Below are 19322 nucleotides of genomic sequence, written 5' to 3' on the forward strand. Positions count from 1 at the left end.
TATAATTGAGAATTTATAATTAAAGCTGATGGCTGAATGCCGACAGCTGAAAACTGAGGAAAAAATGTTATCAATAAAAAATCTGCGTGCAAATGTAGAAGGAAATGAAATTCTTAAAGGGATCGATCTGGAAATAAAAACTGGTGAAGTTCATGCTATAATGGGTCCTAACGGTTCCGGAAAAAGTACACTAGCTAATGTGTTAACTGGAAATAAAAGTTACGAAGTAACCGGTGGAGAAGTTTTATTTGAGGGAAAAAATCTGCTTGAAATGGATCCCGAAACACGTGCAAGGGAAGGAATGTTTCTTGCATTTCAGTATCCGGTGGAAATTCCCGGAATCAGTAACGCGACATTTCTAAAAACAGCTCTTAATGAAATTAGAAAATATAAAAGCGAAGCGGAATTAACTCCAAAACAATTTCTTGAGAAGATTAAGGAGAAAGCAAAAATTCTTGGTCTCGATGAAACGCTTATCAGCCGTTATGTTAATGTCGGTTTCTCCGGCGGTGAGAAGAAAAGAAATGAAATTTTTCAAATGCTGATGCTTGAACCGAAATTTGTTCTTCTGGATGAAACAGATTCTGGTCTTGATATTGACGCGCTCCGAATTGTATCAGACGGAGTGAATGTTTATAAAAATGGAAAAAATGCATTCCTAGTAATTACTCACTATCAAAGACTGCTCAATTATATACAGCCGGATTTTGTTCATGTTCTTTACAAAGGAAAAATTATTAAATCCGGTGGAAAAGAATTAGCTCTTGAACTGGAAGAAAAAGGTTACGATTGGATCAAAACAGAAGAAGTTGAGACTGAAAATGTGCGATTGGAGAAATAATGACCGGTAAAGAATTTTATATAGAAAACTTCAATACGTTTCAAAAGAAATTAAACGGAGAATCGAAATCATTTTTAAATGATATCCGCAAAGAAGCGATGAACAGATTGTCTGAACTTGAATTTCCGACAAACCGAAACGAAGAATGGAAATACACAAACGTATCGCCGATTCTAAAACAGAATTTTGTCCCGGCAGTTAATACAACAATACCAAATTTTACCAAGGAGGAGATCAAAAAATTTCTCTTTCAAGATTTTGATTGCCACTTATTAGTCTTTGTAAATGGATTTTTTTCTGAAGAATTAAGCAGAATCGATCAGCTTCCAAAAGGTGTTGTTTTAGGAAGTTTGAAGAAAATTTCTAAAGAAGATCCTCAAATTCTCAGCAGTTACATTAATAAGATTTCAAAAATTGATAACGCGTTTAACGCTTTGAATACGGCTTATGCGCTTGATGGTCTTGTTGTTATTGTACCGGACGGAATTGAACTCGAGAAACCAATTCAAGTTTTGTATCTAAACACAAGCGAGAACGAAGTAGTCCTTTCTCTTCCAAGAAATTTGATTGTCGCCGGAAAAAAATCATACGTAAGTGTTATTGCAAATTACAGCGGTTACGGAGAAGAAAAATACTTCAGCAATATCATTACTGAAGTTTTTGTTGATGAATATGCAATAGTTAATCTCTGCAAAGTTCAGAATGAGAATGAGAATTCATACCATATTGAAAAAGTGCAGGCACAGCAAAAGAAGAATAGCGTCTTCAATCATTACAATGTGACTTTCGGCGGAGCGATTGTGCGCAACGATATAAATTCTTTGCTCGATGGCGAGAATATCGAAACGCATTACTACGGTTTATATATGGCAAACGGAACGCAGCACGTTGACAACCATACATTTATCGATCATGCAAAACCTAATTGTATGAGCAACGAACTTTATAAAGGAATTCTCGACGATAATTCTCGCGGCGTATTTAACGGAAAAATTATTGTTCGCCAAGACGCGCAAAAGACAAACGCGTATCAGCAGAACAAAACAATTTTACTCTCTAAAGGTGCAACTATTGATACAAAACCGCAGCTTGAAATTTTTGCAGATGATGTTAAATGTTCTCATGGCGCAACAGTCGGTCATCTTGATGAGACATCGGAGTTTTACATTCGTTCACGCGGTGTACCGCAAGAACTTGCTAAATCAATGTTGATTAGAGCATTTGCAAATGATGTAATTGAGACTATAAAGATTGAACCGTTGAAAGAGCAGATCAATAATATGATATTTGATCATCTTCACAGAATTGAAATTGAAAATGAAAAATAGAACACGGATTATCATGATTTTATATGATTTTCGCTGATCATAAAAAATCATAATCATCATAAAAGTTCTGCGTTCCATTAAAAGGTGAAAAGTGATAACTGCAATCCCGGAAGTAAAAAGAAAATTTGATGTTGAAGAAATTCGCGCTGATTTTCCAATCTTAAAAAGATTAGTAAATGGAAAACCTCTTGTCTATCTCGATAATGCAGCAACATCTCAAAAACCGCAAGCGGTCATCGACGCTCTAACACAATATTATACTTATGATAACGCAAATATTCATCGCGGTCTTTACTTCTTAAGCGAACTTGCTACCGAGCAATACGAAACAACGCGGCTTAAAGTGAAAGAACTAATTAATGCAATGAGCGTTTCGGAAATTGTATTTGTCCGGGGCGCTACAGAAGCTATTAATCTCGTAGCATCATCGCTTTGTAGAGCAAAACATTTTAAGGATGGTGATGAAGTCATAATTTCGAATATGGAACATCACTCCAATATTGTGCCTTGGCAGTTAATGGGCGGCAGAAAAAAGACAAATCTGAAAGTCATTCCTATTAACGACGCCGGTGAACTGGATATGGAAACTTTCGAAAAAATGTTTAACGAAAAAACAAAGCTTGTCTCGGTAGTTCATATCTCCAATTCGCTTGGTACTGTTAATCCGGTAAAAAAAATAATTGAGATAGCACACTCGCACGGAGTGCCTGTTCTACTCGATGGAGCTCAGGCAATTCCTCATTACAAAATTGATGTGCAAGAATTAGATGCGGATTTTTATGTATTCTCCGGTCATAAGGTTTTTGGACCTACCGGCATTGGCATTCTCTACGGCAAAACAGAATTTTTAGAAATGATGCCTCCTTATCAAGGCGGCGGTGATATGATACGCACGGTTACGTTCGAAGAAACCACATTCGATGATATTCCAAGAAAATTTGAAGCTGGTACACCGAACATCGCCGGTGGAATCGGACTTGGTGCGGCGATCGATTACTTAAATCAATTTGACCGTCAAGATTTAATTGAGCACGAAAATTTTCTTCTCCAATATGGAACAGAACAACTTTTGCAAATTCCAGGATTGCGAATTATAGGAACCGCTAAAGAAAAAGCATCTGTAATATCGTTTGTGATTGAAGGGATTCATCCATACGATATCGGGACAATTATTGACACCGACGGAATTGCAATACGAACCGGACACCATTGCACTCAGCCGATAATGAAAAGATTTAACGTGCCGGCAACTGCGCGGGCATCGTTCGCGTTCTATAACACAAAAGAAGAAATTGAGAAGCTCGTTATGGGAATTCATAAAGTAAAAAAAATGTTTGCATAATAAAGAGAATTTTATTTTGAACTTTGAATCTTAGTGTCTTGGTGGCGGAAGTAATTTTAGCCACAAAGACACGTAGGCACAAAGAATAAACAAAAAGCGTTTGGAAAATTTATGATAGACAAAGGAAAATTAGAACAAGCGGTTATTTCTGTGCTCAAAACATGTTTCGATCCCGAAATTCCGGTTGACATTTGGGAACTAGGATTGATCTACGGAATTAAAATTGACGATGAAGGAAATATATATATTAAAATGACATTGACTTCTCCGGGTTGTCCGGTTGCCGGAAGTATGCCCGGCGATGTAAAAGAAAAAGTAAAGAGCGTTCATGGCGTCAAAGATGTTTATGTTGATCTGGTCTGGGAACCCGCATGGAGTTTTGACAAAATGACGGAAGAAGCAAAATTGGAATTAGGGTTTTTATAATTAATTCTGAGCGATGCGAAGAATCTCAATTTAAGTATTATGAGATATTTCGTCGCTTCGCTCCTCAATATTACAAGAAAGGCAGAAACATGTTTAACATAAATCAGAAAGCACCAATTTACGACCCTGAAGCAGTTCAACCGATGCGTGATGAACTTCTTTATGTAGGATTTGAAGAAGCCACCACCCCGCAAAAAGTTGAAGAGTTAATTTCAAATCGTGACGACAAAGCTGTTTTCGTTTTTATAAATTCAGTTTGCGGATGCGCTGCAGGAAGCGCACGCCCCGCTGCAGCGCTTTCTCTTCAAAACGATATAATACCGGATCGACTTGTAACCGTATTCGCTGGACAAGACAGGGAAGCGGTAGATCATCTGAGAAATAAATATCTCTCAAATATTCCGCCGTCATCGCCGTTTATGGCACTCTTTAAGAATGGAGAAGTTGTTTATACAATGCCGCGTCATCATATTGAAGGAAGAGATGCTGAGGATATTGCAAATGAATTGCAATCCATTTTTAATAAACAATGCAAAGCTCAAGGACCGTCAATTTCTCCCGATAAATATGCCGAGCTGGTTCATGCTGTAACATGCGGATCTAAAATACCGTTAAATAGAAATTAGAAGAGCATGAGAGTGATTGAAAAGATTGTATGTCATCACGAGTTCCGATTTATCGGGACGAAGTGATCTCATCTTTTTTTAGATTGCCTCGTTTCCCGACTTTGTCGGGATTCTCGCAATGACTTTCACTTAAAATAGTGAAATGAATTTTTTATAAGTGAAAACAATATGAAATTCAGTGCGCAAGAAGAATATGGACTTAGATGTTTACTCCGGATAGCAAAATTTTATTCCGTTGAGAAATCTTTGACTATTCCGGAGATAAGCCGCGCGGAAGGAATCAGTGAACACAATGCTGGTAAAATTTTGCGCGTGCTTCGCATCGGCGGATTATTAGAAAGTTCGCGAGGACAAATCGGCGGTTACACATTAACACGTCCGCCTGATCAAATTTCCGTCGGCGATATTTTGAAAGTCCTCGGCGGCAGATTATTTGATGATGAATTCTGCAATACTCACACAGGAGCAATGGACATCTGCACAAACTCAATTGATTGTTCGGTACGCTCTCTCTGGAAAATGATACAAGATTCCGTTGATTCAATTGTTTCTAAAATGACTCTGAAAGATTTAATGGTAAGAGAAAATTTTATGTATGATGAACTCAGCGGCAATTCAAAAATAAAAGAAGAGCTGAAAGAAATTGAATCTTAGTGATTAGTCATTGGTGGTTAGTGATTGGTATCAAATAACCAACCACAAACAACTAAACACCGATTTTCTGCTTTGCAATGAACGATTCATTTATTTATTTTGTTCACCGGCTAAAACAAGAATTACCAATGACTAAAAAAAGAATTTTTTTGCTTATCCTAGCAAGCACTATAATTGCAGCTGCTTCATCTTTTACCGGCTGTAGTTGTAACTGCGGTAATAACGGCAATGACGAAAGTTTTGTAAAAGGCTACATAACTGTTGTTGGCAATGAGCCGTTCACTAAACTTGCAGTTAAAACCGACGATGATATGATTTACATTCTACAGTGCAGTAAAGAATTGAAAGAGGAACTGTGGAAGAAGCAAGGGAGTTTTTACTATATCATTTATAGTAGTCTCCAGAAAGAAGAAGGAGATTCAACTATCACTGTTGAAAAAATTATTCCGTTAACTAAAGATGATAAATAATCTAAAGCGTGGGAAACATGAAATCATTTAAAATATATTTACCCATCCTGTTTTTTGTTTTTACAATCTCTTTTGCTCAGACCAAATTGAATATGCAGAAGGTTGATGAATCTGCTCTTTCTAACGGAGAAAGTTATCCAGTTGATGCGCGGGAATCAAATGAAGCTTTTGATAAAGCGAACGGGATTGATTACGCTAAGCTTGGCCAGCCGATTCAGACAAATCTTAAAAAAGTTGCATGGAACTTTACTGTTGGTAGTATTAAAAGCTGGATTGTAAGCGATCGTAGACCAGGTACTTCTACTCCTTTTTATCCAATTCCCACAACATGCCGCGCAGCTTCTGTTGGTTCTAATTGTTATATCTTTGTTGCGGACTCTGTTTGGGGCACACGCGTTACTCAAACTGCTGTTGATCAAATTAGGATTGCATTTGATTCACAAAATGCGGTACCTAATTCTAATAAAGGAATTTTTCAAACCGACAAAGAAACTTATGGTGATCCACCCGATGTTGATCACGACACTAAGATCATTATACTGATTTTTGATATTTTAGATAGTTACAGTGTAACACACACGGGTGGTTATACTGTCGGCTATTTTCATCCAATAAATGAGTATTCCAAATTGCAATACTCAAATAGTAATGAAGCCGAAATGTTTTTCCTTGATGCCAATCCACTTGATATATCAAATTCAAGCGGATTAATAACCGGGCTAAGTACACTCGCTCACGAATTTCAGCACATGATTCAATACAATTACCATGGAATGTTAACAGCAGCTCAACAAGAAACATTTTTTGATGAGGGATGTTCCCTTGTAGCGGAAGTAATTAATGGATATCCTCTGTACAGCCAATCATCTTATTATAATATAAGCACGAACAGATATATGTTAGGCTGGAATCCAAATAATGATGCAACAGATGTAATAAAAGATTATTCTCGCGCCGCACGTTTTTTCCTATACCTGAAAGAACAATTTGGTGTCGGTGTACTTAAATCTTTTACACAATCCACAAGAACAGGTATTAATGCGCTTAATATAGATGCTCTTCCAGCTGTACCTACTTCAAGAAGATTTAGTGATATTGTGGTTGATTGGTGGATTGCGAATTTTCTTAATGATAGAAACGTAGATACCAAATGGGGTTACATTTATCCGAATGTACCGAAAGTTCCAGCAACCACTATGAATGCAGATCCAAATGTTACATATAAAAGCGATGCCGTTTATAAATTGGGAGCTGAATATATCTCTTATATATCAGGAAATAATTTAACGGCAAATTTTAATACTAATGGTAAAACCGCATTACAATTAAGAGCGATTGAAACCGGTCCGGCTGGAAAGAAAGTTTCGGTTGTCACTCCGGGAAGCAATTTTACCGAACCAAACTTTGGTACAGACTATACAAATGTAACTTTCCTTGTTTGCCATAACGATAATAATGATGCTGTCCTAAATCCTAATTCGATACCATTCGCCTACTCCTATACTTCATCCGGTACTAATGAAAACAAGCCGACGGAAATCGCTTATGATAATACCGAGCCTACTGGTATTTGGAATTGGCCAGCAGGTGATTCAGTTGCTGTTGTGTTTGACGGTATTCCCGGTACAAAACTGGACTCAATAAGAGTTGCTTTAAGAACATTAAGCTCAATAAACGGTGGAGTTTGGCGTAAAGCTACTTCCGGTTCCGCTTTATTCGGAAAACAATTAGCTGTACCGATAACTGCAACTGGTAAAACCTATGTATCCGGCACTTATCCACCTCAATGGACGAACTGGGTAAAAGTGGATTTGCGAAACTACAATATAGATGCTAGCACATCCTTTGTCGTTTCATTCGTACTTGAAGGCACATATCAAATTGGTGTCGCAACAGGTCCGAATAGAATTATGAATACATATCAACCTTCATCAAATAGCCTAACCTATACTACCAATAATGATGTTAGAAAATGGTATAATTTTACTGTTGATGATACCAACCCTCAAGATTCGCTTATTGTTTATTTAATCCGTGCATACGTTAGTTTGCCGACAGGAGTAAAAGACGTTATTGAGTTAATGCCGTCATCTTTCAAACTTGCTCAGAATTATCCTAATCCATTTAATCCTAGTACCGTAATAAGTTATCAGCTGCCGGTTAGCGGGCAAGTTTCATTAAAAGTGTATGATATGCTTGGAAGAGAAGTAGCAACTCTTGTAAACGAATTCCAGCAAGCAGGAAATCATAATTCTCAATTCTCAATTTCCAATTCGCAATTATCCAGCGGGATTTATTTCTACACAATCAGATCCGGTAATTTTGTTGAGACAAAAAAGATGGTGCTGATGAAATAATGTAAAACGTAAAACGTGAAAAGTATAAACGTGAGACGCAAAAACGTGAAATGAAAGTTGTTGATAAAATAAAAAACCCGATTCTACGAACCGGGTTTTTTTGTTTTTAAAGAACTCTGAAATATTACTTCACAGCGGTCATTGCGAGGAATGTTCCGAAGGAATCCCTTCGGGAAAATGACGAAGCAATCTCAATTTGGATTCAAAAAGCAAGTTTTAGTTTGCTTCTCCCGCCTTTGGCGTGATCGCAAAGACAATCATCTTTATTTTCAAAAATTTTTATCTATAAATGAGAAAATGTTTATACTTTTTCTTTTGAGTAGATTGTACTCAATTCTTTCGGAACTCTATTTTTCCATGAACCTTTATGGTAAGCATAGCCGGCAATTAGCGGCATAGCAAGTGTAGCTTCCGAATAAACCATTTGCTCGTAAGTCGTTTCAACTTTACCCCATGAACTTGCTTCTTTTAATGTTGACGAAGAGAGAGCGCCGTCGCGTACATCAGCAACTGTAATTTGAACTGCGTATTTATGCATTGATGCATCTTCTTCAAGAAGTTCTGCTGCAACAACAATATCCTGCGTAAAGTTTTTAGGAACTCCTCCGCCTATCATAAAAATTCCGGTTTCTTTATTATGCAGTTTAATTTGAGTCAGTTCAAGAAAATCTTTTCCGGAATCAATTGAAACATGACTTTCGGGATTTTTTACCTGGTGCATAACAATTCCGAATCCGGCAGAGCAATCGGAAAACGCCGGAACGAAGATTGGAACGTTCTTCTTGTATGCGGCATAGATTACGCTGTCATCAACTTTCGGTCCGCCGTTCTCATCAAGATATTTGCCGAATTGTCTTAATAATTCCCGCGATGAATACGGTCTATGCTCGAGTGAATCGAAAATTTTTGCGGTTGTCTCATCACAGATACGCAGTTCGTCTTCATCAATAAATGTATCGTAAATTCTGTCTATATGAAGATCGCGCATAACATTATCATCAACAAAAGGAGTTCCGATATAATGCTTGAATCCGAGCGCTTCAAAAAAGTCCTGATCAACCATCACAGCACCGGTTGATACAATTGCGTCTACCATATTGTTATTAACAAGATCGAAAACTACTTTCTTCAAACCGGCGCTGAATAAACTTCCGGCGAGAGTTAGAATAACGGCACATTCTTTATCTTTAAGCATCATATCGTAAATTTTTGCGGCACGGCTAAGATCGCGCGCGCTGAAAGCCATCTTTTCCATTGAATCAACCAGCTTAACAACATTGTGCTCTTTTATATCGATATGCTGAATAGTTTCTTTCAAAAAATCTTTCTTTGCTGCCATTTTATTTTCCTTTGATAATTAATTTTTCTGTTTGCAAATATAAATACTTCTTATGAAAAAGCTATCAGCTTTCGGCTGTCAGCTTTCAGCTAAAAGAATTTTTTTGCGAGCGAAAGTATTCCTTGTTTCCACGGAACGCGGTGACTGATACCGGATTGATTTTTAAATGATTCAAGATTTTCCAGATACCATTTGTAATTTCTAACCAAAGCGTTTTTATTAGAATACTTGGGAGAGAATCCCAAAATTTTTTCTGCTTTCTCAATTGAAACAAATGAATCTTTAGAAGCGGTTTCATAAACCCATTTGTAAAGCGGAGAAAGTTTCAATGCTTCAAGAAATCTTAGAGTGAATATTATCGGTGATGCCGGAAGACCGATAATTTTTTTACCGAAGCCTGCATAATCAAGAACAGCTTGATAATCTTCTTTCATGGTTGTGAATTCTTTAGCACCGATATTGAATGTATCATTCACAATTTCTTTCGGCAGAGTAATACAACTGTAAATTGCATCGCACAAATCATCAACATCAAGAAGCTGGTATCTGTTGTTGCCACTGCCGATCATAGGAAAATTCTTACCGTCTTTTGCCCAGTCGTAAAAAAGCGCAAACACTCCAAGCCGCTCCGGACCGATAAATGATTTCGGTCTAATCACAGGCAAACACATATTTTTATTACGGAATTCAAGACAAAGATTTTCAGCTTCTATTTTTGCTTTGCCGTACGGACCGACACCATCAAGTTTATCAGTTTCATAAAGAGGATGATGATCGGGGATACCATAAACCGCTGTAGATGAAATGTGTATGAAGCGGTCGATCTTTTTCATAAATCCTTCGTGAAGAAGAATACGGGTTCCTTTTACATCAGTAGAATAAATTTCTTCGGGAGTATATAGTGGAAGAGCTGCTGCTGTATGAATAACAACATCAACTCCTTTCATAGCATTTTCTACAACAACGTGATTACGGATATCTCCATTAATAATTTTGATCTTGTCTTTCATATCCGGGTAATCAAAATCTGCAATGTCCAAAGAAATTACATCATGATTTCTCTCAACTAGATAACGGATCAAATTAATTCCAAGAAATCCAGCTCCGCCTGTTACAAGTATTTTCATTCAGTTCCACAAAGTTGCGGCAAATTTAGTCAAATTCCGGTTATAGTTGTACATTTCACTCAACCACGGCTAATAATATGGGAATTAATGCTTTCTGACTTAAAAATGGGGTAAAATTTAAAATTGCTGTTTCTTGACATTCTAACTCTATAGAAATATATTTACACCCTTTGAAAAATAGCATTTTGTTTCTGGAGGATGTTTTGAAGCAGGAAAGAATTACAAGATTTATTAAACCCGAAGACGCTAATCAAAAATGGTATGTAATTGATGCCAAAGATAAAGTTTTGGGTCGTTTAGCCGCTAAAGTCGCTCGCGTCATTCGCGGAAAAGAAAAACCAGTCTTTACACCTAATATGGATGCCGGCGATTTTGTTGTTGTTATTAATGCCGATAAAATTCGTATGACGGGTAAAAGAGAAATACAGAAAACCTACTTCACCCACTCTACGTATCCTGGTGGCGGAAGGTTCAGAAGTTTTGCAGAGCAGATGGAAAAGAAACCGGAATTTGCTGTTGAAACTGCTGTAAGAGGTATGTTGCCAAAAACTAAACTTGGTAAACAATTAATTAAGAAATTAAAAGTGTATGCAGGCGAAAGCCATCCGCATAGCGCTCAGAAACCAGAAGTATTAAGTTTTTAATGGAGTGATTTGATGACAGATAAAATTTTTGTCGGAAGAAGAAAAAATGCCGTTGCTAGAGTTTATCTCAGAAGCGGTTCCGGAAAAGTTGCTGTTAACGATAAAGAAGTAGAAAAGTATTTTCCGCTTAAAGAACATAGAGATAACCTGTTGCTTCCATTTGTTGCAACCGAAACGCTTGGCAAGTATGATGTATTTGCAAATGCAGCCGGCGGCGGTATTTCCGGTCAATCTGATGCAATTCGTTTGGCAATTTCAAGAGCACTCGAATCTATTAACGGAGAGTTCAGACCATCATTGAAATCCGAAGGACTTTTGAAAAGAGATCCAAGAATGGTTGAGCGTAAGAAATACGGACAAAAGAAAGCGCGTAAGAGATTCCAATTCTCTAAGAGATAATTTTACAAGCCCAACTTTTACCGGTTGGGCTTTTCTTAAAAAATTAATTAACAACATTCATACTCTCGGATTTGTCCCCTGTGTCTCACACAAAAAGAGATGGAAGGCAAAGATGAAAAGAGTAGAAGATAAACAGGAGAAAACATGCCACGAGTAGAACTCACACAACTTATTGAAGCAGGTGCACATTTCGGGCACTTAACACGCCGTTGGAATCCAAAAATGAAACCATTTATCTTCATGGAGAAGAATGGTATTCATATAATTGATTTGAAAAAAACACAAGCAGCCGTTGACGCCGCGGCAGAAGCAATGACTGAAATTGTTTCGCAGGGTAAACGCGTTCTTTTTGTCGGTACAAAAAAACAAGCTAAAGGAACTGTCGCTTCGGAAGCAAGACGTTCGGACAGCAACTGGGTAAGCGAAAGATGGCTTGGCGGAATGCTTACTAATTTTCAAACGATCCGTAAGAGCATAAAGCATTTACAAAATATCGAGAAAATGGAAAGCGACGGAACATTCGAAAAGATTACAAAGAAAGAGCGTTTAGTATTAACACGCGAAAAAGATAAATTAAGAAAAGTTTTGGATGGTGTTGAAACATTAGCAAAAATGCCCGGTGCTCTATTCATTGTTGATATTAAAAAAGAATCTATCGCAGTTAACGAAGCATTGAAACTTAACATCCCTATCTTCGCAATCGTAGATACAAACTGCGATCCCGACCCGGTTGATTATATCATTCCGGCTAACGATGATGCTTCCCGCGCAGTTGAAGTTATTACTAAAGTAATTGCCGATGCAGTTATAGAAGGCAATCTAAAAGGAAAAGAATTAAGAGCACATGAAGTTGCTGAAAAAGAAAAAGATAAAAAAGATGAACAAGACACTGAGAAGAAAGACAGTAAAGGTAAAGTTAGAAGAGTAAAGATTGATGGAAGAGAAGATAGAAGACCTCAGCAAAGGGATAGAAGAGATAACCGCAGTGAAAGACCTGCACCGAGAAGAGAAGATAAACCGGTTGAAAAACCAGTTGATAAACCGGTTGAAAAACCAGCTGATAAACCGGCAGACGTTGCTGAAAATAAATCTGAAGAGAAAACAAACTAAAAGTTTTTGAAAAAATTGAGGTAAATAAATTATGGCAGTTAGTGCAAATCAAGTTAAAGAGTTAAGAGATAAGACCGGTGCCGGTATGATGGATTGTAAACAAGCTCTTACAGAATCAAATGGTGATTTTGAAAAAGCTGTTGAAATATTAAGAAAGAAAGGTGCGTCAGTTGCAGCTAAGAGAGCAGAAAGAACAGCTAACGAAGGTGTTGTACTTACCCGCGTATTCAATGACGGCAAAACTGGTGCAATTCTAGAAGTTAATTGTGAGACCGACTTTGTTGCCAATAGTGATGACTTTACAAACTTTGCTAATTTTGTTATGGATCTCGTCATCAGCAATAATCCTGCAGATGTTGCGGCGTTAACACTTCTGGCAAAAGATGGAAAAAATGTTGCAGATGAATTGAATACTTTAATCGGTAAGATCGGTGAGAAAATTGAAATTTCCCGTTTTGCTCTTGACAATACAACCAACGGCGAAATTGTAGATTACATTCATATGGGTTCAAAACTTGGCGTCTTAATCGAAGCGGAGAATGTTCCTGCAGATAAAGCTGCAGAATTTCAGCCGATCTTAAAAGACATTGCAATGCAAGTTGCGGCAATGAGACCTCTTTCAATTTACCGTGAAGAATTGGATAAGTCTTTGGTTGAAAAGGAAATTGAGATTTATAAAGAGATAGCACGCAAAGAAGGCAAGCCGGAACAGATTCTTGAAAAAATAGCTGTTGGTAAGCTTAACAAATTTTACGAAGAAAATTGTTTATTTGAACAAGCTTTTGTTAAAGACAACACCAAAAAGATCAGTGTTCTTATTGATGAGTTCAATAAAAAGAATTCGGCTCAGGCTAAGCTTGTCAAATTCAGACGCTTTCATCTCAGCGATGAAAAGAAGTGATTCTAAAGAAGGTCTTATTTCTAAATAAGACCTTTTTTTTTATATTGGAGCGGAATTATGAAAAAGAATCTTAAATACAATCGTATACTTTTAAAACTTAGCGGTGAGTCTCTTGCCGGTGAGAACGATTTTGGTATCAATCCCAAAATTTTGGATTTCTTCTCCGGTGAAATTAAAAAAGTTCATGATCTTGGCGTTCAAATCGGTATTGTGATTGGCGGCGGAAATATCTACCGCGGATTAAATTCCAACGGAAAAAGTATTGACAGAGTGACCGGCGATCAGATGGGGATGCTTGCAACAATAATCAATTCTCTTGCCCTCCAAAGCGCATGTGAAGATAAAGGGATGTTTACAAGATTAATGACCGCAATAAGCATGGAAGCCATTGCGGAACCTTATATCCGCCGAAGAGCAATCCGTCATCTGGAAAAAGGAAGAGTTGTAATATTCGGAGCGGGAACAGGTCATCCTTATTTTAGTACCGATACAGCGGCGTCTTTACGCGCAGTTGAAATTGAAGCCGATGCTATATTTAAAGGGACGCGCGTTGACGGTGTATTTGATTCCGACCCGGAAAAAAATCCAGGCGCAGCTCTATTTGAAGAAATCTCTTATCTGGATGTAATGCAGAAAAATCTTCGTGTAATGGATTTAACCGCTATCAGTCTTTGTAAAGAAAATAATCTTCCCATTATTGTTTTCAATATGGACAAACCGGATAATCTTTTAAAAGTAGTTACCGGGGAAAACATCGGTACTTCTGTTCGAAATTCTGTTCAACCTAATAAAAATTGATATAAACATTTAGAGGATTCTATGATTAATCATCCACAAATTAAAGATGCCCGGCATAGAATGGATAAAAGCGTTGAAGCTTTCAGAACGGAAATATCTAAGATAAGAACCGGTAAAGCTACTACCGCTCTGCTTGATGGAATAAAAGTAGATTATTACGGCACTATGAGTCCGCTCAATCAAGTAGGCAATGTTACTGTTCTGGATGTTCACACAATTGCAATCACGCCGTGGGATAAAAGTATGGTGCAGGCGATCGATAAAGCAATTCTTGCATCCGACCTTGGCTTAAATCCAATAAGCGATGGAACGAACATAAAAATTCCTATCCCGGTTCTAACCGAAGAACGAAGAAAAGATCTTGTTAAATTAGTGAAGAAGTTTGCTGAGGAAGCAAAAGTTGCTTTAAGAAATGTACGGCGTGATGCGAATGATCATCTTAAGAAATTGGAAAAAGAAAAGAGTATGACCGAAGATGAATTAAAAGAAGCCGAAAAGGAAACACAAAAATTAACCGATGAACATATCTCTAAAATTGACGAGATCATCAAACACAAAGAAAAAGAAATTATGGAAGTGTAGGTTTAGCTGTTAGCTGTAAGCGATTAGCTTTTAGCAAAAAGAACCCCGGCAAATGTCGGGGTTTTTCATTTTCTTCAATTGGAAGATGGTTTTACCTGTTTCTTGTTTTATAATAAAGCTATAATTTTCTCTGGCTGTCAAGGACCATTGCTTGACAGAAAGAAGTTGGGCGGGTTTAAGTTTGTCAAGAATTGATCATTGCGGATATTAACAAGTGTCGTCGAGGAATAGTCCTCAACGACCCAGATTAAAACCTTCCTGGCTTGTAAGAAGGAAGAGAACAAAAAATTTTTTGATAGTGAGGCAAACGATGAGAAGAATTACAATTATATCTATTGTACTTATATCTCTAATGCTGGGGTGTAACGATAATTTTGTTTTACCTGAACCAGTTGAGCACGAACCTCTTATGCCTCTTGGTGTTGGTAATTATTGGATTTATAAGGAATATAACCTTGATCGAGGAACTGGCGCAGAAAAAGATTCTAGCTTATGGAGATTCGGTTTTATAGTTCTCAATCCTTCTGAACAATTAACAAATAATAAAAATAAAACAAATTATCAAATGAGTTTATGTAGTAATGATTTACAACCTCTTGATGATTCCTACAGCGTATTATATGGAGGAAGTAAGTTGGTACATCAAAATAATGAAGGTTTTTATTATTCAGGCATCATAAGTAAAGATAGTCTTGTAATGACGTTTAACGATTTATTATTTCCTTGCCCGGCAAAAAAAGGAGAATCCGTAAGCGGTCATGTATTTTATTATTCAACCTTGGGGAATTATTCAAATGTTCCTTATGATATAATTACACAATATACCTGTGTATCAACTGATTCATTATTTACTACACCGCTGGGAGATTTCAGATGCATTGTTTACAAAATGGCTTGGCAGGACTTTGAACCTTTATTCCGTGATGAGGTTTATTACTTCATTAAACCGGGTATTGGTATTGTAGGTATGATACAAATGGTTTATCACTTTAGTCTTAAAAAATATAGTTACTTGGAAAAATATGTTTTAACAAATTACAAAATTAAATAGGGGAACCAAAAATGTTGAACGAAGAGAAATCCGGACAGGTTTACTATCGTCGAGGAATAATCCTCGGCGACAAGAATAAGTGTAGTTTTAGCTTTTAGCTCGCCTCGTCTTCGACAACGAGTCGAAGTGGGCTGTAAGCAATTAGCTATTAGAAAAAATTAGAACCCCGGAAAACCGGGTTTTTTTTTGACAATTTTAATCCAACACTTCTTTTTACTTGTTTCTTGTTTGATAATAAATCCATAATTTTTGGCAGACAAAAACCTCTTAATTAACGATTCAAATCATTTCAAGAATTAAAAAGGAATAATTTTATGAGTTCCAACAAAGAAGAAGCTCTGCGTTATCATAGTGAAGGAAGGAAAGGGAAGATTGAAGTTATTCCCACAAAACCTTGCTTTACAGCGCATGAGCTATCGCTTGCTTATACACCGGGTGTAGCTGAACCGTGTAGAGAAATTGAAAAAAACGACGACGATGTTTACAAGTACACTGCCAAGGGAAATTTAGTCGCTGTTGTTTCAAATGGAACTGCCGTTCTTGGATTAGGCGATATTGGTCCTCACGCCGGAAAACCTGTTATGGAAGGTAAGGGCGTGTTGTTTAAAAGATTTGCCGATATTGATGTTTTTGATATTGAATTAAAAACTCACGATCCAAAGGAAGTTATCCGTGCAGTTCAACTCCTTGAACCGACATTTGGCGGTATCAATCTGGAAGATATCAAAGCTCCCGAATGTTTCGAGATAGAAGAAGAACTTAAAAAAACTATGAATATTCCTGTCTTTCATGATGACCAGCATGGAACAGCAATCATATCGTGTGCCGCATTAATTAATGCTGTTGAGATAGCCGGGAAGAAATTAGACAAAATAAAAATTGTTATCTCCGGTGCTGGTGCTGCCGCTATTTCTTGTTGCAAATTATATGTAGCTGCCGGTGTGAAAGTAGAAAATATTGCGATGTTTGATACCAAAGGTCATGTCAACAAAAAAAGAACCGACTTAAACAAGTACAAAGAATTATTTGCCCAAAATATTGAGTATAAGGACTTGGCAGATGGGATGAAAAATGCGGACGTTTTCCTTGGTTTATCAAAAGGCAACGTTGTATCCAAAGACATGGTTAAATCAATGGCTAAAAATCCGATAGTTTTCGCAATGGCTAATCCGGATCCGGAAATTTCGTATGAAGATGCAGTTGATGCGCGAAAAGATGTTATTATGGCAACCGGCAGAAGTGATTATCCAAATCAAGTTAATAACGTATTGGGATTTCCATTTATTTTCCGCGGTGCACTTGATGTACGCGCTTCTCAAATCAATGAAGAGATGAAGATGGCGGCAACGCATGCTCTTGCTGGTCTTGCCAGGGAAAAAGTTCCCGAAGTTGTACTTAATGCTTACGGCGGGAAAGAATTTTCATTTGGTCCGGAATATATTATTCCAAAACCGTTTGATCCAAGAGTATTATGGACAGTCGCACCAGCGGTAGCAAAAGCCGCAATGGAGACAAAGGTTGCAAAAAATCCGATCACTGATTGGGAAGCATATAAAATCGAGTTGCAGGAACGTCTCGGTTTTTCAACAGAGATTGCCCGCATTATGGTCCACAAAGCTCAACAGAATCCGAAAAAAGTTGTTTATCCGGAAGGCGAAGACGAAAAAATTATACGTGCCGCCAATTCTTGTTACGATGATAATATTGCAAAGCCGATACTTCTCGGAAATGAGCAGGTAATTAAAACGAGAATTGCAGATTTAGGATTCGATCTCAAGAAATTTGAAATTATCGATCCGATTACTACAGCAAAAGGGATTCCGTACGAAGAAGAATTCTACCAAAGACGGCAGAGAAAAGGAGTTACTCCGCGCGATGTAAAATTATTAATGCGCGATCCAAATTATTTTGCCGCCATGATGGTTGAAAAGGGAGACGCCCATGCGATGGTTGGCGGATTAACCCAGCATTATCCGCAAACAATCAGACCCGCACTGCAATGCATAGGAGTAAAAGAAGGTTTAAAAGTAGTATCCGGAATGTATATTGTAATCATAAAACGAAAAGTATTTTTCTTTGCGGATTGCACTGTAAATGTGGATCCTACAGCCGATGAGCTCGCCGAGATTACAATCAGCGCCGCTGAGGCGGTTAAAGATTTCGACATCATTCCTAAAATAGCAATGTTGTCATTCAGCAATTTTGGAAGTGCGCCTTATCCGCAGACAATCAAGGTAGCCCAAGCTGTAAAAATTGTTAAACAGAGAAGACCGGATTTAATGGTAGATGGTGAAATGCAGGCAGATACCGCGGTAGTTGCGGAAAAGATTGAAAAGGAATATCCGTTCTCTTCATTAAACGGTACTGCAAATGTATTGATCTTCCCAACACTTGAAGCCGGAAACATTGCATACAAGCTCTTGCAAAGATTAACAGATGCAACTGTTATTGGTCCTATACTTATGGGAATGAAGAAACCGGTTCATATTATTCAAAGAGGCGATACGGTAAACGACATAATTAACATGACTGCTATTGCTGTTGTGGGTGCTAAAGATCATAAATAGGAAACTTCTTCTTAAATCTAATTCTTAAAAAAACCCAACTTCATTAAGAAGTTGGGTTTTTCGTTATTTATATTGCAATTAGATAATTATATCTTAGCCACACATAACCGGCAAGAATATAGTGCTAAAAAATATTTTATATATTTCCGGAAGTATGGTCCTCTTTTTTGCGGGATTAATTCTGTACGGAGTAATTCTCAATTTGCGGGAAATTACTCTGCAAGAAGCGCTTCTTGAAAAGGGTTTAACAAAACTTAACGATGTTCGTTTGGTTATAGACCGTAAAAATTACAGAATTGAATTATATTCGGATAAAATTTTAATTAAAACATATAAAGCAGTTTTCGGTAAGAATTCAAGTACGTTGAAAACTTCTTCAACAGATAATGTAACACCGATCGGTGAGTATAAGATTTGTGCAATAGATACGGTCTCAAAATATCATAAATTCTTGCACTTGAATTATCCAAATGAACACGATGCCGCCGAAGCGTTCAAACAGAAATATATCTTTGCCGATGAAATGAATGTAATTTTACTTTCAGTTAAGAATAACGAATGTCCGCCTAAAGAAACTAAACTCGGCTCCGATGTAGGCATTCACGGAATAGGAACCTATAACATAATTTTCAAAAATCTGCCGTTCTCATTTAATTGGACAAACGGCTCAATAGCAGTTAGCAATGAAAATATTGACGAATTATATTCGATTATCAAAATAGGTACACCGGTTAAAATAACTTATTAGCGGATTGGTGAA

Annotated in this window: 19 protein-coding genes; 17 read left to right on the forward strand and 2 right to left on the reverse strand. The window is 37.3% G+C overall.

Annotation, left to right across the window (positions count from 1 at the left end; translation table 11 throughout):
- The first annotated feature begins 64 nt into the window (after positions 1-64).
- From sufC to NTX65_14220, 8 genes are all read left to right on the forward strand, one after another.
- Positions 65-841, forward strand: coding sequence for a Fe-S cluster assembly ATPase SufC (sufC, locus tag NTX65_14185; protein ID MCX6170490.1), 777 nt, complete (start codon positions 65-67; stop codon positions 839-841).
- The gene (sufD, locus tag NTX65_14190) at positions 841-2169 is read left to right on the forward strand and encodes a Fe-S cluster assembly protein SufD (GenBank protein MCX6170491.1); all 1329 of its coding nucleotides are present in this window, start codon (positions 841-843) and stop codon (positions 2167-2169) included. The genes sufC and sufD overlap by 1 nt, the downstream gene beginning before the upstream one ends.
- Positions 2170-2260: 91 nt before the next feature.
- Positions 2261-3511 carry a cysteine desulfurase gene (locus NTX65_14195; GenBank protein ID MCX6170492.1) on the forward strand — a complete coding sequence of 417 codons (1251 nt, stop codon included), beginning with the start codon at positions 2261-2263 and terminating at the stop codon, positions 3509-3511.
- Between the two features lie 111 nt (positions 3512-3622).
- Positions 3623-3937: a DUF59 domain-containing protein gene (locus NTX65_14200; protein ID MCX6170493.1), complete on the forward strand. Its 315-nt coding sequence runs from the start codon at positions 3623-3625 to the stop codon at positions 3935-3937.
- A gap of 89 nt (positions 3938-4026) precedes the next feature.
- Positions 4027-4563 (forward strand): BrxA/BrxB family bacilliredoxin, encoded by a 537-nt coding sequence (locus NTX65_14205; GenBank protein ID MCX6170494.1) that lies wholly within the window; start codon positions 4027-4029, stop codon positions 4561-4563.
- A 168-nt stretch (positions 4564-4731) separates the two neighbouring features.
- Positions 4732-5217 (forward strand): Rrf2 family transcriptional regulator, encoded by a 486-nt coding sequence (locus tag NTX65_14210; GenBank protein ID MCX6170495.1) that lies wholly within the window; start codon positions 4732-4734, stop codon positions 5215-5217.
- 128 nt (positions 5218-5345) lie between these two features.
- Entirely contained in the window at positions 5346-5687 is a 342-nt protein-coding gene (locus NTX65_14215) for a hypothetical protein (GenBank protein MCX6170496.1), read from the forward strand.
- A gap of 17 nt (positions 5688-5704) precedes the next feature.
- Complete coding sequence (locus tag NTX65_14220) at positions 5705-8044, forward strand: T9SS type A sorting domain-containing protein (GenBank protein ID MCX6170497.1); 2340 nt, start codon at positions 5705-5707, stop codon at positions 8042-8044.
- A 301-nt stretch (positions 8045-8345) separates the two neighbouring features.
- On the opposite strand, the gene NTX65_14225 is transcribed toward NTX65_14220, so the two are convergent.
- Both NTX65_14225 and NTX65_14230 read right to left on the reverse strand, forming a co-directional pair.
- Positions 8346-9383 carry a deoxyhypusine synthase gene (locus NTX65_14225; protein ID MCX6170498.1) on the reverse strand — a complete coding sequence of 346 codons (1038 nt, stop codon included), beginning with the start codon at positions 9381-9383 and terminating at the stop codon, positions 8346-8348.
- 89 nt (positions 9384-9472) lie between these two features.
- A complete protein-coding gene (locus NTX65_14230; GenBank protein ID MCX6170499.1) occupies positions 9473-10510 on the reverse strand; it encodes an NAD-dependent epimerase/dehydratase family protein in 1038 nt (345 codons plus the stop codon).
- 203 nt (positions 10511-10713) lie between these two features.
- On the opposite strand from NTX65_14230, the gene rplM reads away from it, so the two are divergent.
- The 9 genes from rplM to NTX65_14275 all read left to right on the forward strand — a co-directional run bounded on the left by rplM (position 10714) and on the right by NTX65_14275 (position 19310).
- Complete coding sequence (gene rplM, locus NTX65_14235; protein MCX6170500.1) at positions 10714-11154, forward strand: 50S ribosomal protein L13; 441 nt, start codon at positions 10714-10716, stop codon at positions 11152-11154.
- Between the two features lie 12 nt (positions 11155-11166).
- Entirely contained in the window at positions 11167-11553 is a 387-nt protein-coding gene (gene rpsI / locus NTX65_14240) for a 30S ribosomal protein S9 (protein MCX6170501.1), read from the forward strand.
- A 144-nt stretch (positions 11554-11697) separates the two neighbouring features.
- Positions 11698-12663 carry a 30S ribosomal protein S2 gene (gene rpsB / locus NTX65_14245; GenBank protein MCX6170502.1) on the forward strand — a complete coding sequence of 322 codons (966 nt, stop codon included), beginning with the start codon at positions 11698-11700 and terminating at the stop codon, positions 12661-12663.
- A gap of 31 nt (positions 12664-12694) precedes the next feature.
- On the forward strand, positions 12695-13564 hold the full coding sequence (tsf, locus tag NTX65_14250) for a translation elongation factor Ts (protein MCX6170503.1): 870 nt from the start codon (positions 12695-12697) through the stop codon (positions 13562-13564).
- A 57-nt stretch (positions 13565-13621) separates the two neighbouring features.
- Positions 13622-14362 carry a UMP kinase gene (pyrH, locus tag NTX65_14255; GenBank protein MCX6170504.1) on the forward strand — a complete coding sequence of 247 codons (741 nt, stop codon included), beginning with the start codon at positions 13622-13624 and terminating at the stop codon, positions 14360-14362.
- A gap of 21 nt (positions 14363-14383) precedes the next feature.
- Positions 14384-14944 (forward strand): ribosome recycling factor, encoded by a 561-nt coding sequence (frr, locus tag NTX65_14260; protein MCX6170505.1) that lies wholly within the window; start codon positions 14384-14386, stop codon positions 14942-14944.
- Between the two features lie 310 nt (positions 14945-15254).
- A complete protein-coding gene (locus tag NTX65_14265; GenBank protein MCX6170506.1) occupies positions 15255-15995 on the forward strand; it encodes a hypothetical protein in 741 nt (246 codons plus the stop codon).
- Positions 15996-16309: 314 nt separating this feature from the next.
- Positions 16310-18562 carry a phosphate acetyltransferase gene (gene pta, locus NTX65_14270; protein MCX6170507.1) on the forward strand — a complete coding sequence of 751 codons (2253 nt, stop codon included), beginning with the start codon at positions 16310-16312 and terminating at the stop codon, positions 18560-18562.
- Positions 18563-18683: 121 nt separating this feature from the next.
- A complete protein-coding gene (locus NTX65_14275; protein MCX6170508.1) occupies positions 18684-19310 on the forward strand; it encodes a L,D-transpeptidase in 627 nt (208 codons plus the stop codon).
- Positions 19311-19322 lie beyond the last annotated feature (12 nt).

This window comes from Ignavibacteriales bacterium (assembly GCA_026390795.1).
Lineage (GTDB): Bacteria > Bacteroidota > Ignavibacteria > Ignavibacteriales > Melioribacteraceae > Fen-1258.